This window comes from Trinickia sp. HAY1-2D, assembly GCF_056754935.1.
Map to the genome: position 1 here is coordinate 3,383,270 of NZ_JBPGWX010000002.1, position 13,765 is coordinate 3,397,034.

General features: G+C 66.9%; 14 protein-coding genes and 1 riboswitch. Of the genes, 6 read left to right on the forward strand and 8 right to left on the reverse strand.

Annotated elements, in window-relative coordinates; translation table 11 throughout:
- Positions 1–23: 23 nt before the first annotated feature.
- Positions 24–1,823: an autotransporter assembly complex protein TamA gene (locus ACR9ZC_RS22775; protein ID WP_481582004.1), complete on the reverse strand. Its 1,800-nt coding sequence runs from the start codon at positions 1,821–1,823 to the stop codon at positions 24–26.
- 251 nt (positions 1,824–2,074) lie between these two features.
- Here ACR9ZC_RS22775 and ACR9ZC_RS22780 point away from each other — a divergent pair, with 251 nt between their 5' ends.
- From ACR9ZC_RS22780 to panD, 4 genes are all read left to right on the forward strand, one after another.
- Positions 2,075–2,260: a DUF3460 family protein gene (locus ACR9ZC_RS22780; RefSeq protein ID WP_331568407.1), complete on the forward strand. Its 186-nt coding sequence runs from the start codon at positions 2,075–2,077 to the stop codon at positions 2,258–2,260.
- 11 nt (positions 2,261–2,271) lie between these two features.
- Complete coding sequence (locus tag ACR9ZC_RS22785) at positions 2,272–3,141, forward strand: segregation and condensation protein A (protein ID WP_481582005.1); 870 nt, start codon at positions 2,272–2,274, stop codon at positions 3,139–3,141.
- Positions 3,142–3,266: 125 nt separating this feature from the next.
- Positions 3,267–4,100, forward strand: coding sequence for a pantoate--beta-alanine ligase (gene panC / locus ACR9ZC_RS22790; RefSeq protein ID WP_481582006.1), 834 nt, complete (start codon positions 3,267–3,269; stop codon positions 4,098–4,100).
- A 42-nt stretch (positions 4,101–4,142) separates the two neighbouring features.
- Positions 4,143–4,529 (forward strand): aspartate 1-decarboxylase, encoded by a 387-nt coding sequence (gene panD, locus ACR9ZC_RS22795; RefSeq protein WP_173259355.1) that lies wholly within the window; start codon positions 4,143–4,145, stop codon positions 4,527–4,529.
- Between the two features lie 64 nt (positions 4,530–4,593).
- On the opposite strand, the gene ACR9ZC_RS22800 is transcribed toward panD, so the two are convergent.
- Positions 4,594–5,217: a ParA family protein gene (locus ACR9ZC_RS22800; protein ID WP_440559801.1), complete on the reverse strand. Its 624-nt coding sequence runs from the start codon at positions 5,215–5,217 to the stop codon at positions 4,594–4,596.
- Between the two features lie 133 nt (positions 5,218–5,350).
- On the opposite strand from ACR9ZC_RS22800, the gene cobU reads away from it, so the two are divergent.
- Together cobU and ACR9ZC_RS22810 are read left to right on the forward strand one after the other, a co-directional pair.
- On the forward strand, positions 5,351–5,914 hold the full coding sequence (gene cobU, locus ACR9ZC_RS22805; protein ID WP_481582007.1) for a bifunctional adenosylcobinamide kinase/adenosylcobinamide-phosphate guanylyltransferase: 564 nt from the start codon (positions 5,351–5,353) through the stop codon (positions 5,912–5,914).
- Positions 5,914–6,867 carry a cobalamin-binding protein gene (locus tag ACR9ZC_RS22810; RefSeq protein ID WP_481582008.1) on the forward strand — a complete coding sequence of 318 codons (954 nt, stop codon included), beginning with the start codon at positions 5,914–5,916 and terminating at the stop codon, positions 6,865–6,867. Before cobU ends, ACR9ZC_RS22810 begins: the two co-directional genes overlap by 1 nt.
- A 44-nt stretch (positions 6,868–6,911) precedes the next feature.
- Here ACR9ZC_RS22810 and ACR9ZC_RS22815 read toward each other — a convergent pair whose 3' ends face one another.
- The 6 genes from ACR9ZC_RS22815 to ACR9ZC_RS22840 all read right to left on the reverse strand — a co-directional run bounded on the left by ACR9ZC_RS22815 (position 6,912) and on the right by ACR9ZC_RS22840 (position 13,328).
- Positions 6,912–7,529, reverse strand: a complete 618-nt coding sequence (locus ACR9ZC_RS22815) for a histidine phosphatase family protein (protein ID WP_481582009.1) — start codon at positions 7,527–7,529, stop codon at positions 6,912–6,914.
- Entirely contained in the window at positions 7,514–8,317 is an 804-nt protein-coding gene (locus ACR9ZC_RS22820) for an adenosylcobinamide-GDP ribazoletransferase (RefSeq protein ID WP_481582010.1), read from the reverse strand. The genes ACR9ZC_RS22815 and ACR9ZC_RS22820 overlap by 16 nt, the downstream gene beginning before the upstream one ends.
- Positions 8,314–9,426, reverse strand: a complete 1,113-nt coding sequence (gene cobT, locus ACR9ZC_RS22825) for a nicotinate-nucleotide--dimethylbenzimidazole phosphoribosyltransferase (RefSeq protein ID WP_481582011.1) — start codon at positions 9,424–9,426, stop codon at positions 8,314–8,316. The genes ACR9ZC_RS22820 and cobT overlap by 4 nt, the downstream gene beginning before the upstream one ends.
- A gap of 99 nt (positions 9,427–9,525) precedes the next feature.
- Entirely contained in the window at positions 9,526–10,332 is an 807-nt protein-coding gene (locus ACR9ZC_RS22830) for an ABC transporter ATP-binding protein (RefSeq protein WP_481582012.1), read from the reverse strand.
- An 11-nt stretch (positions 10,333–10,343) separates the two neighbouring features.
- The gene (locus tag ACR9ZC_RS22835) at positions 10,344–11,345 is read right to left on the reverse strand and encodes a FecCD family ABC transporter permease (protein ID WP_481582013.1); all 1,002 of its coding nucleotides are present in this window, start codon (positions 11,343–11,345) and stop codon (positions 10,344–10,346) included.
- A 63-nt stretch (positions 11,346–11,408) separates the two neighbouring features.
- A complete protein-coding gene (locus ACR9ZC_RS22840; RefSeq protein WP_481582014.1) occupies positions 11,409–13,328 on the reverse strand; it encodes a TonB-dependent receptor plug domain-containing protein in 1,920 nt (639 codons plus the stop codon).
- 102 nt (positions 13,329–13,430) lie between these two features.
- Positions 13,431–13,666: riboswitch (cobalamin riboswitch) on the reverse strand.
- Positions 13,667–13,765: the final 99 nt, after the last annotated feature.

The window sequence follows — 13,765 nt, forward strand, 5'->3', positions numbered from 1 at the left end:
TTTTCATGCGGTTTGAGGCCGTTTCAAAAGGCGATGCCAAGCGTCAGATACGGCCTTACGCTCTTGTTGCGAATGCCATACGCGAGGTCGACGTTGACTGGGCCGACCGGGCTGCGCCAGCGCGCGCCGAAGCCGACGCCGGGGAAGAACGTCCGCTCGCGCCAGGTATCCGTGGCTGCGCCGATGTCATAGAACACCGCGGCGCCCCAATCGTGCGTGAACCAGTGCTGATACTCGGCCGTGCCGGTGATGAGGTACTTCGTCGGCAGCACCGAGCCCGACACCTTGTTGCCGATACTCTGAAAGCCATAGCCGCGTACCGAGTTCGACCCGCCCGCGCGAAACAGCAGCGATGCCGGCACATCGGCAGAGCTGCCGCTCGTGAACACGCCGCCGAGCTCCGCGCGAAAAAGCAGGAGATCGCGTTTGCCGACCGGCAGATACTGCACGCCGCGCGCATAGCCGCGCACGAAGGTCTCGTCCGAGAGCGCATGGCGCACCGCGAAGCCCGCCTCGGCGTGGAGCAGATTGCCCGAATGCGGAAATAGCAGATCGTCGACATTGCGCCGCGTCCACGACCACTGCGGCACGAGCGCGTGGCTCGTCTTCGGGCTGGCGGCGTTCTGATCGAGCCGATCGACGTAGTACTGCAGCGAATAGGTGTAATCGATGAACTGCGACGTGCGCGCGCGCTGCACACCGATGCGCGCGCTATAAATGCGCGTGTCCGATACGTTGGTGCTCGTGTACGACGCGAGCGCGCTGTTGACCCAGCCCCGCCGCCCCGGCGGCATCGACAACTGGATCTGGCCGTATTGCTGGATCTGATCGAGCCGGCCCTGGACCGAAAACGGCCAGGCAGCCCCGAACGTATTCAGATACGAGTAGGCGCCCTGGACGTGCGCGCCCGTATCGGTCGCGTAGCCGACCCCTCCGCGCACGCTGTTATACGGATACTCGCTGACCTTCACGTGAATCGGCGTCTCGTGCGGCTTGTCGACGTCGCTGTCGACATCGATCGCGACACTGGCGTAATACGGCGTGTTCTGCAATTGCCGTTGCAGTTCCTCGATCCGCGTCGTGTCATAAAACTCGCCGACGGCAATCGGATTGACGTTGGTCACGATCCATTCGGGATAGCGGCGCACGCCCGATACGTCGAGCGGACCCACCGTAAACGTCGGACCGCTCTCGAACGCGACAGAAAGCGCCGCTGTCTTTTTGCGCGGATCGATGAGCGCCTGAGAGCGCGCGATCTTCGCGCCGAGATAGCGACGGGCCTGCAGCGCCTTGAGCGCTGCCGATTTGGCATCGCTCCAGCCCGATTGCGTGAAGGGGTCGCCCGGGTGCAGCGAGAAGGCGAAACGCGCCGCGTTCTCGCGGGAGGGGTCTTCCGTTTTCACCGGGCCGGCGAACGAGAGATCGATCGACGAGACGTTCGTGCGCGGCCCCGGATCGACATGCACGATCACCTTTTTCTTGCCCTCGGCCGTGCGGACATCGGTACGCACGACCGGTGAAAAATAGCCGTCCGTGGCTGCGAGATCGCGCACCTGCTGCGGCGTCGCCGTCAAGAGAAAATCGAATTGATCGTCCGTGATGTCGTCGCGCTTGGCAAATCGAGAGAGGTCGAGATGCGCTTTCAGCAGCTTGCGAAGTTCGCGCGGCGCATCGATCTCGATGCCATATTTGGCCGAAGCAGGCAACGCAAGCCCCGCAAGCAGTGCCCCGACAGCCGCTGCGAGCCAGCTGCGGGCGAGGCGTCCGGCGCACCGGCGGGCGGTGCGCGTCAAGCACGGGTTGTCGATCGCTGCGTCCCGCAAACAGGGCCTCCCGGCAACGTTGAAAAGACGAACTCACCCGCGGCGCATACGAGCACGCGCCGCCGGCCGCCCATTTGACCACAGCCGCGGCCTGGGGGCGACCGCGCGAAAGCGAGTCCGCTGAGCCAGCGCGGTTTTGACGCCACGGCGCCCGCGATGTTCCGCCTGCGATGGCATGCGCTAAAATCCCGGTTTGCGAGAGACGGTGCTCGCCGCACCGATGTGCCCCTTTTTTCCACGAACGACGAGCCATGTATCAATCGGATATCACGCAGTTCCTGAACCAGCTCAAGCAGCAACAGCCGACGCTCGAGGAAGAGCAGCGCCGCGGCCGCGCGCTCCTGTGGGACAAACAGCCGCTCGATCTCGAGGAGCGGGCGCGTCAGCAGGCAGCGGGCGTCAAGCAATTGCCGTACGTCTACTACCAGAACTTCTGAGCGCCCACCGCGTGAACCCCGCCGACGAGGCCACGCGCTCGCAAGAGCCGGTCTCGGCGCTCGCCGCGCCGGCCACCGATACCACGCCCGACACGATCGACGGCGTGGCATTCGCGCGTCTTTACGGCGAGCCGCTCTTCAAGCTGCCGCAGGACCTCTATATCCCGCCGGACGCGCTCGAAGTCTTTCTCGAAACGTTCGAAGGTCCGCTGGATCTGCTGCTCTATCTGATCCGCAAGCAGAACTTCAACGTACTCGATATCCCGATGGCCGATGTCACGGTGCAATACCTCGGCTATGTCGAACAACTGCGCCAGACGAACCTCGAACTCGCCTCCGAGTATCTGCTGATGGCCGCGATGCTCATCGAGATCAAGTCGCGCATGCTGTTGCCGGTGAAGAAAGCGGATACGGGCGAGGAAGCGGAGGATCCGCGCGCCGAGCTCGTGCGGCGCTTGCTCGAGTACGAACGGATCAAGCTCGCCGCGCAGCGCATCGATCAATTGCCTCAGCTCGGGCGGGATTTTCTGCGGGCCGACGTCTATATCGAGCAGAGCATCGCGCCGCGCTTTCCCGACGTCGTCATCGACGATCTGCGGGCGGCCTGGGCCGATGTGCTCAAGCGGGCCAAGCTCGTTGCGCATCACAAGATTTCGCGCGAGGAGCTGTCCGTACGCGAGCATATGAGCCTGATCCTGCGGCGGCTGCAAAATGCGCGCTTCATGGAGTTCGCCGAATTGTTCGACGTTTCGCGCGGTGTGCCTGTCGTCGTCGTCAACTTCATCGCCATGCTCGAGCTGTCGCGCGAATCGCTGATCGAGATCACGCAGGCCGAACCGTTCGCGCCGATCTACGTGCGGCTGGCTTATCTGCCGGCGTAGCGCTGAACGGCGCCACGGTTGCCCTGGAGGATCCGCTCTTTTCGCTATCGCGCCTCGTCGAATCCTCTACAATCGGCGCCCTGTTGCAGTCCACGCGCCTCGCCGCGCTTCAACCCCGGTCCATCATGAAAGTCATCAGCTCGATCCAGGAATTACGCGACCAGTTGCGCGGACAGAACCGTACGGCTTTCGTGCCGACCATGGGCAACCTGCACGAGGGACATCTCTCGCTGATGCGTCTCGCGCGTCAGCACGGCGACCCGGTCGTCGCGAGCATCTTCGTCAACCGGCTGCAGTTCGGCCCGAACGAGGACTTCGACAAGTACCCGCGCACGCTCGAAGCCGACATCGACAAGCTGCAAAGGGAAAACGTCTACGTGCTGTTCGCGCCGACCGAGCGCGACATGTATCCCGAGCCGCAGGAATATAGCGTGCATCCGCCGCACGACCTCGGCGACATCCTCGAGGGCGAATTCCGGCCGGGCTTTTTCACGGGCGTGTGCACGGTCGTCATGAAGCTGATGGCCTGCGTGCAACCGCGGGTGGCCGTATTCGGCAAGAAGGACTACCAGCAGCTGATGATCGTGCGGCGCATGTGCCATCAGTTCGCGCTGCAGACCGACATCATCGCGGCGGAAACGGTGCGCGACGCGGATGGGCTCGCGCTCAGCTCCCGCAACCGCTATCTGACCGAGGCCGAGCGCGGCGAAGCGCCGATGCTCGCCGTCACGCTCGGCCGCCTGCGCGATGCCGTGCACACCGGCGAGCGCGATTTCAAGCGGCTCGAGCGCGACGCAATGGCGAGCCTCGCCGCACGCGGCTGGCAACCCGATTACGTGGCCGTACGCAAGCGCGAGGATCTCATCGCGCCCGCCCCTCACGAAACCGATGCGCCCCTCGTCGTGCTGGCCGCCGCGAAGCTCGGCGCCACACGTCTCATCGACAATCTGGAAATCTGAAGCGGCACGCGTGAGTTGCCGCGCACGTCAGAGGAAACGACCATGCAGCGCCATTTGCTCAAATCGAAGATTCATCGCGCCGTCGTCACGCACTGCGAGCTCCATTACGAAGGCTCCTGCGCGATCGACGAAGATCTGCTCGATGCGGCCGATATCGTCGAGAACGAACGCATCGACATCTGGAACGTCAACAACGGCGAGCGGTTCTCGACCTACGCCATTCGCGGCGAACGCGGCAGCGGCATGATCTCGCTGAACGGCTCGGCCGCGCGGCGGGCCCAGCTCGGGGATCTCGTCATCATCGCCGCGTTCGCGATGGTCGACGAAGCGGATCGGGCGGCCGGCTGGGAGCCGAAACTCGTATTCGTCGACGAGCGCAACAAGATCAAAGGCAGCCGCGCCCAGGTGCCCGTGCAAAGCTGGAGCTGACGCACCCGGCGGCTGCGCGCGGAGCGCATCGCGTGCTGCGCACGGGCGCCTCGGCCAGCAGCCGTCAGCGGGCCGCCCAGGCGACGATGGGTTCCCACTGCTCGAGGTCTTTCTCGACGCGGCTTTTTGCCACGTCCCATAGCGTGAGTCCGTGCGCGGCCAATTGCACGTAGTTCTGCGTATCGCGCAAAAATCCCAGCACCGGCAGATCGAGCCCCTCCACGAAGCGGTGCAATTGGTCGGCCGAGCGCGTACGCGCGTCCACGCGCATCCCGACGACGCCGACTTCGATGGCGCCCCTGCGCACGGCCTTCTCCTTCGCGAGCCGTTCGAGGAAATGCTGTGTGGCGAGAATGTCGAACATCGACGGCTGCAGCGGCACGATGACCTTGTCCGCCAGCTCGAGCGCACTCACGAGACGATTGCCGTGCAATCCGGCCGGCGTATCGACGACGGCCCGCTCCAGGCCGCGCGGCGGCTTGGCGGGCGCATCGGGATCGACCTCCCAGCTCTCGATGGGCGGCAGGCCACCGGGCCGCAACGCCAGCCACGACTGGGCCGATTGCTGCCGGTCCAGGTCCGCGAGCGCAACCCATTCCCCGTTTGCCGCGAACGAGCCGGCCAGATTGGTCGACAACGTGCTCTTGCCCACCCCGCCCTTGGGGTTGGCCACCACGATTACCGTCATGAACGCTCCCGATTCGCGAAGCCGTCTGGCCCCGTATGGGTGTCGATGATATCGGCAAATCGGTTCGCGCCGTAGCCCCTTCGGCAACCGCCCGGACGCCATGTCGGGCCCGCGATGCCGTTACAATCGCGCGATGACCACGCCAGACCTCATTTTCGTGCTCGGCGGCGCTCGCTCGGGCAAGAGCGCCTATGCCGAGGGCCTCGCCGGGGCCAGCGGCCGCGGCGTCACCTACATCGCGACGGCCCGCGGCGCCGATGCCGAGTTCAGCGAGCGGATCGCTCACCACCGCGCGAGGCGGCCGGCGCATTGGCGGCTCGTCGAAGCCGGTGCCGCGCTCGACGATGCGCTTCGCGCGGCCGACGGGGACGATGCCTGTGTACTCGTCGACTGCCTGACGCTATGGCTCGCCGGTCTCCTGTGCCCGCCCGAAGCGTGCGGCCCCGCGGCTGAGGACGCCGACGCCCGGATCGACGCGCTCATGGCGGCGCTGGCGGCCGCTCGCGCGCGCGTCATCGTCGTCAGCAACGAGATCGGCCTGGGCGTGGTGCCGCTCGGTTCGGTGACGCGCCGCTATGTCGATGCGCTCGGCCGGCTCAATCAGCGCGTGGCCGCGCTCGCGCCCGAGGTCACGCTGATGGTGGCGGGTCTTCCTCTCGCGGTCAAAACGGCGCCGGGCCCGACCCGAACCGCCTGATGCGCAAGCTCGTCGAAGCGCTGACTCTTGCCATTGCATTCGCCTGCGCCGCCGGTTCGCCGCTGCCCGCGCGCGCGGCCGTTTCCGTCGTCGACGACGCGGGCCGCACCGTCACGCTCGCCCAGCCCGCGGCACGCGTCATTTCGCTCGCGCCGCACACGACAGAGCTCGTCTATGCAGCCGGCGGCGGCTCACGGCTCGTGGGCGCGGTGTCCTATAGCGACTATCCGCCCGAAGCCAACGCGCTGCCGCGTGTGGGCAGCAATTCCGCACTCGATCTCGAGCGCATCGTCGCGCTCAGGCCCGAACTCATCGTCGTGTGGCGGCATGGCAACGACACGCGGCAGCTCGATAAGCTGCGTGCCCTCGGCATCCCGCTTTTCGTCAGCGAGCCGCACAAGGTCGATGACGTCGCGACGAACCTGGAACGCCTCGGGACGTTGCTCGGCACCGAAAGCACGGCCCGCGCCGCGGCGCAGCGCTATCGCGACGAAATCGCCCGGCTGCGGGCGCGCTATGCCGCGCGACCCGTGGTCAGCGTGTTCTATCAGGTCTGGGACCGCCCGCTCCTGACGCTCAACGGCGCGCATATCGTCAGTGACGCCATTGCGCTATGCGGCGGACGCAACGTATTCGGCGAGCTGACCGCTCGCGTGCCCACAGTGTCGGTCGAAGCCGTCGTCGCGGCGAACCCCGAGGCCATCGTCACGGCGGCCAAGGGCGCCACCGCGCCCTCACCCGACGCGCCGCTGCCCGATCTCGCGCGCTGGCGCGCGTGGCCGCGCATGACTGCCGTCGCGCGCGGCAATCTGTTCGCCATCGACGGCGACCTGATCAACCGGCCGGGGCCACGTCTGGCCGAAGGCATCGATGCACTGTGCCGCGACCTTGAAACGGCTCGAGCGAAACGGCCTGCCTCGGGCGCAGCCGCCGGGGCTTCGGACGCGCACTGAGCGAATCCACCTCGGCTCATCGATCCGGTCGATCCGGCCAAACGTCACCCGTTCCACCGAATCACGCGCCAAGCGTCGCCCTCCTCGTCTCCCCGGAGCCAAACGATGCCGGACATCGCGACGGGCCACGCAAGTGTGCGCTCGAGCGGTACGGCAAGTGCCAGCGACGCCAGCATACGGATCACGCCCGCGTGCGTGACGGCGAGCGTCGGCGCCTTGCTTCCTCGCTGCGCCGCCCCCGCGACCTTGCTCGCCCGTTTCCAGGTCTCGAACCATTCGCCCACGCGTGTGCCGAATTGCGCCACGCTTTCGCCGCCGTGCGTGCGCGCGTGGCGCAAATCGGCAGCCCAGGCGTCGAGCGCCGCACGGTCGATGGCATCCCATCTGAGGCGCTCCCAGGCGCCGAAATCGATTTCCTGGACCCTGGCGTCGGCGGTCTCGGCGCAGTTGAAGCGGCGCGCCAATTGACGCGCCACGCCGGCGCACCGAACGAGCGGACTCGTGACGAGCGAGCGCGGCAGAGGGACATCGAGTGCCGCCAGCCGCGCGACGATGGCGGCAGCCGCCTCACGCTCGTCGACGGCGAGCGGCACGTCGGTGCGCCCGTAGCAGACGCCGCGCTCGACAGCCGGCGGCGGATGGCGGATCAGGACGAGATCCATGCGAGAACGACGAGGTAGATCGCCAGCTCGAAGACTTGCTGCGCGAAGCCCAGGCAATCGCCCGTATAGCCGCCGAGGCGCCGCTGGAAATAGCGCGACATCAGCATGCGCAGCACGGCCGCCACGGCCAGCGCGGCAAGCCCGGCGCGCCAGTCCGGCCAGAAGAGCCAAGGCAGTCCGAGTGCAGCGATGAGGCCGTACGCGCGTACGGACAGGCGCCGCACGACAGCGCCCGCCTTGCCTTCGGCTCGCGCGTAATCGAGCGTGACGAGCAGACTCGCCGCGAGCGCGCGGCTGGCCGCATGCGCGGCCACCATGACCCAGGCGGCCACGAGCGGGGGAAGCGCGGCGAGCGCCTGCCATTTGATCGCGAGAGCCATGACGAGCGCGATCGCGCCGAATGCGCCAATGCGCGGATCGCGCATGATTCGCAGGACATCCTCGCGCGCCATGCCGCCGCCGAACGCGTCGCAGCAGTCGGCCAGCCCGTCTTCGTGAAAGGCCCCCGTTACCAGCAGAGTTGCCGCCATCGAAAGCAGTACGGCCAGCGACACCGGGAAAACGCGCCACGCCAGCAGGTAGACGAGCGCGCCGAATGCACCGACCAACGCGCCGATGAGCGGGAAGTAGCGGATGGCGCCGGCCAGATCGCCTTGCGCGGCACCGACGCCATACGGTACCGGCACGCGCGTGAAATAGCCGAGTGCCGCGCACAGATAGCGCCACTCGGCGCGCGGATCGAGGCGGCGCACGCGCTCGGTCTCGTGGCCGCCGGCATGGCGTGTCACGATGTGCCGCGCCCGCCGCGGAGCGGGTCCGACTCGCTGGGTTGGCCTGTTTGGCCGGCGTCGCCGCGCCCGGCTACACCGGCGGATTCGAAGCTCGCCATCTCGTTGAGAAACGCGACCGCCGCGCGCAAGAGCGGCAAGGCAAGCGCAGCACCCGTGCCCTCGCCGAGCCGCATGTCGAGGGCCAGCAGCGGCTTGGCGTCGAAGGCGTCGAGCATGCGCCGGTGACCCGCCTCGTTCGACAGGTGCGCGAAGACGCAATAATCGCGCACCGCCGGCGCGAGCGAGTTGGCGACGAGAAACGCCGCCGTGGCGATGAATCCATCGACGAGGATCGTCATCTTCGCCTCGGCCGCGGCGAGATAGGCGCCGGTCATCATCGCGATCTCGAAGCCGCCGAATGCCGCCAGGGCGTCGAGCGGCTGCGTCGCGCCTGCGTGGCGCGCCAGCGCCGCGCCGAGCACGCGGCGCTTGTGCGCAAGCCCGGCATCGTTGAGTCCGGTGCCCCGGCCGACGCATTCGTCGATCGGCACGCCTGCGAGGCGGCTCATCAGGCATGCCGCGGACGACGTATTCGCAATGCCCATCTCGCCGAAGCCGACCACGTTGGTGCCGAGCGCCGCATGATGACGCACGCGCTGCGCGCCGGCCGCGATGGCCGCGAGCGCCGCCTCGCGCGTCATGGCGCACTCGCGTGCGAAGTTACGCGTGCCGCGGGCGATGGGAATATCGACGAGGCCTGGCAACGCTTCGAGCGTCGCGGCCACGCCCGCGTTGACGACCTCCAGCGTGAACCCGGCCACCGAGCTGATCGCATTGATCGCCGCGCCTCCGGCGAGAAAGTTCGCGACCATCTGCGCCGTGACCGCCTGTGGATAGGGGCTGACACCTTCCTCGGCGATGCCGTGGTCGCCCGCGAAGACGATCATGGCCGGCCGCGCGAGCGTGGGGTGCGTCGTGCGCTGGATCATGCCGATCTGACATGCGAGCGCTTCGAGCCGGCCAAGGCTGCCGGGCGGCTTGGTCTTGCCGTCGATGATGCGTTGAAGCTCGGAGCCGAGCGAACGGTCGAGCGGTTCGACGACGGGCAACGTAACGGAGGCGTTCATACCTTTCCTATGGGTTCGGTCGAAATCATCGTGCCGATGGCGAACGATTTCGCGAAAGAATCGGCATAAGCCGACATGCGGCCAGGTTCACTGGGGGGTTCAAGGTTCGGGGGACTCCCTTTCAGGTCGACGCAGCGCGGGCACGAGCGCCTCGTGACCGTCGGCTTCGATCAGCACGAGCGGGTATCCGAACACGCGGCTCGCGAGTTCGGGCGTGAGCACGTCCCGCACGGGCCCGGCATGCGCCGTACCGTCACCGGGCATCAGCAGCGCGTGGGTCGCGAAACGACGCGCGAGGTTCAGATCGTGACAGGAAAATATGACTGTGCGCGGACTTTCTCGGGCCCAGTGCGCGAGCAACGTCAGACAGTCGATCTGATGACGCAGGTCGAGATGCGCAAGCGGCTCATCGAGCAACAACAGCGGTGCATCCTGACAGAGCGCGGCGGCGAGCGCCACGCGCTGGCGCTCGCCGCCCGACAGCGAACGTACGTCGCGTGCCGCCAGTTGGGCAAGCGCAAGCGCGTCGAGCGCCGCGTGCGCGGCGGCGCGATCGCGCTCAGTCTCCCAGCCCCAGCCGCCAAGATACGGAAAACGGTTCAGAAGCACGATGTCGAACACCGTTGCGCTGAACGCGTCGTGCACGTTTTGCGGCATCAGCGCACGGCGTTTCGCGAGCTCGCCCGGCCGCCAATCGCCGATCGGCACATCATCGAGTGCAACACGCCCCCGCGCCGGCGGCACGAGCCCCGCGAGCGTCGAAAGCAGCGTCGTCTTGCCCGCACCGTTCGGACCCGCCACGCACCAGAGCTCGCCGGCGCCGAACGTCTGCGTGAAATCGGCCAGCAAGACGCGCTCGCCCGCGTCGAGCGCGAGCTCGTATGCAGCGAGCGTCGAAACGACCATTTGCGCGCTCCTCATCGCGACCTCCGCGCCAGCATCCACAGAAACACCGGCACGCCGAACAATGCCGTGATCACCCCCACCGGCAACTGCGCCGGCGCGGCGACCGTGCGCGCGAGCAGGTCGGCACTCATGACGAACAGGCCCCCGGCCAGCGCGCTCGCCGGCACGAGCATGCGCTGATCGTTGCCGAACGCGAGACGCAACGCGTGCGGCACCACGAGGCCGACGAAGCCTATGGTCCCCGCCGTCGTCACCGCTGCGGCGGTGGCAAGCGACGCCACCAGATAAATGCGCAAGCGCAGCTGTCCCGCGTTCACGCCCAGGGCGAACGCCACCGCTTCGCCGCGCGCGAGGACATTGAGCTGCGGCGCAACCGATGCCGCCGCGGCCAGCGCGAGCGCGAGCGCCGCCAGCGCGGGCCATGGGCTGGCCACGCCGTTGAGGTCGCCCGCGAGCCAAAAGAGAATGCCCCGCAGCCGCTCGTCCGGCGCCAGCGTCAGCAGAAGCGTGACGCCGGCCCCCCAGCCCGTGGCGAGTACGACACCGGTGAGCAACAGCCGCGGCGACGCCTCTTGCGGCTCGCCGCGGGCAAGCGCACGGCGGGCGAAGCCGAGCACGAGCGCGATGGTGAACAAGGCCCCCGCGAACGCGGCCGCATCGACGAGCCACCATGCCGCGCCCGCGAGCAAAGCGGCGATCGCAAACACGGCGGCGCCGCCCGATACGCCAAGCACGTACGGTTCGGCAAGCGGATTGCGCAGCAGCACCTGCAGCAGCGCGCCGGCCAGCGCGAGCAAAGCGCCGCAGCCGAACCCCGCGAGTGCACGCGGCAGACGAAGACTGCGCACGATTTCGTCGATCGTATCGGCGCCCGCCGTGCCGGAATGGGCAAGCGCGCCCAACGCACGCAGCGGCGGGACGCTCACACTGCCGAGCGTCAGCGCGGCGACGAATACGATGCCCGCCAGCGCGGCCAGCGCAAGCCAGATGGCGATCGCGCGTTGCGCATTCATGGCCCGAGCCTCCGCCGAGCCGCCCAAAGCACGATGAGCGCCCCGCTCGCGCACGCACGCGCGCTACTGCTGTTGCCAGCCGAGCGTGATGAACGCACTGCGCCGCGGCGTGTTGTAGGTATAGGCGAGCTCATAGTGCTTATCGAAGAGATTGTCGATCTGGGCGGCCACGTACCAGGCCTTCGTGATGCGGTAGCGCGCCGAGAGATTCACGACGCCATATCCCCCCAGGACAGTGCCGCTATCGTTGCGTGCGCCGCTCACGATCCACTCGCCGCCGACGCGCCATGTGCCGATGCTCCGGTTCGCCGCAAACGATGCGAAGTGCCGCGCACGCCGGTTCAGATCGACGTGGGCATCTTCGTCGACGGGGTTTTGCACCGTGAGCGCTGCCCGGATATCGGTCTTGCCGAGGTGACCGCGCCATGATGCCTCCAGGCCCTGCACCTTCGCGCGCCCCACGTTCTTCGCGATATAGAAGAGCCCGCCTTGTGTCGGCACATAGTTGATGAGGTCGCTGTAGTTCGTCTGAAAGGCGGTAAGGCGCGCCACGCCGAATGCATCGGAAGCATACTGCAGCGCCGCCTCGAGAGCATGACTGCGCTCGGGTCTGATCGCTCGATTGCCGCTGCCGGGGTAGTACAGATCGTCGAAGCTCGGGGCCCGGAACGCGCTCGCATAGCTGAAGCGCGCCCCCCAGTGCTCGGTGATGTCGTATCCGTAGCCCAGGTAGTAGGTGTTCGCGCCGCCGAAATCGGAATACTGATCGCGGCGCACGTTCGCCTGAATACGACTCGCGCCGAATCGGCCCGTATAGCCTGCGAATGCCGAATCGACGCGCCGCGCGGGCGCGGCGAAGATGTCCGATTCGAGCGACTGATCGAGATGCTCGTAGCCGAGTTGCAGCGTATGGTCCGGCGACAGCTTGAAATCGTTCTGCCACGTGTACTGGCGGTTGTTCGTATCGAAGCGGTTGTCGTAGACGCCGTTCGTTTTCTCGACGCTGCGATCGTCGCCCTCCGCGACGGTGAAGTGGGTGGTCCATCGATCGGTCAGCTTGCCGTTCGCGAATACGGAGACCTCGCGCACTTTGCTGTAGAGGTCGTTCAGATCGGAGGGCATTCCGAACGGGTTGTCGAAACTCGCGTTGCCGTTCGATTGAAAAAAGCGCACGCCCGCGTCCCACTTGTCGCTGAACCGATGACGGATCGCCGCCGACACCGTCTCGTTGAGGTAACCGTTCGCATTGGGATTGGCATTCGGCGCGAGCGCCGGGTCGATCGACGAAAAGCCATCGTTCTTGAAGCGCGAAACATCGAAGCTGAAGGTCGTCTTGCCTTCCTTGTCCAATGCGCCATCGACACCCGCTTCCTGCGTTTGCGTGTGATAGCTGCCGTAGCCGAGCGAAAAATGAAAACGCGGCGGATGATTGCCGCCGTCTTTCGTGAAGACCTGCACGACGCCCCCCATCGCGCCCGAGCCATAAAGCGCGGAGACGTCCCCGTTCACGACCTCCACATGGTCGATTTGCGACAGCGGAAGCTGCGCGATCTGCGCCTGCGCGAGACTGACCGAATCGACGCGCACCCCGTCGATCAGCACGAGCGATTGCGTCGGCGAGCCGCCGCGCAGCGTCAGCGACGCATTGCCGCCGGGCCCGCCGTTACGAATGAGCTGCGCGCCCGGCGCGAGCGACAGCAGCCCCGGCAGATCGATCGCCGTCGAATCCTCGATATCTTGCCGCGTAAAACTCGTGGTTTGCGGGATCGCATCGGCGAGGGCCTGAGGCGAACGCCGCGCCGTCACGACGATCGGCTCCAACGTGCCAAGGGTCGAATCGGACGCGGTGGAGGCGGAGATGGAACCTGAAACCGAAACCGTCGACGAACTCGACGGTGAATCGAAGGCGGCCGATTGCGCGAGCGCGGCAAGCGGCAGGCCTGCGAACGCAACGCACGCCGCGCGCGGCATGGATAAGGACATCGTTGGTATTCCCATGGATCGGCAGGCAGCCCGCTTCCCCGCAGGCCACCCCGTCATGAGCACGCCCCGAAACACGCGATGCAGCTTCGCGTTGCCGTCGGGAGCGGCGCTCCCCCTTTGGCCGGTATCCGGGCTGACGAGCTCTCGAATCCGCCTTCCCACGCGCCAAGGCACGCAGTGGCTTCGGATCGATTTCGCCGCGACGAACGCGGACGACGCATCGCTTACCGTTGCGGGGGCAGCACAGGTTGACGCGCGAAACGCCGCACGCTCCCTGTTTCCCGTTTAACCGCGCGCATCGGAAACGAACGCGCGGGCACCAAAGTGCCGCAAGTGTAGGAGCGGGCCCCATGAGCGTCAAGAATCGACCGTTTTGGCGTCTCGGGCGGCAACATCGGCACAAATCGACAGGATGTTGTTACGTCTCGAAACGAGAC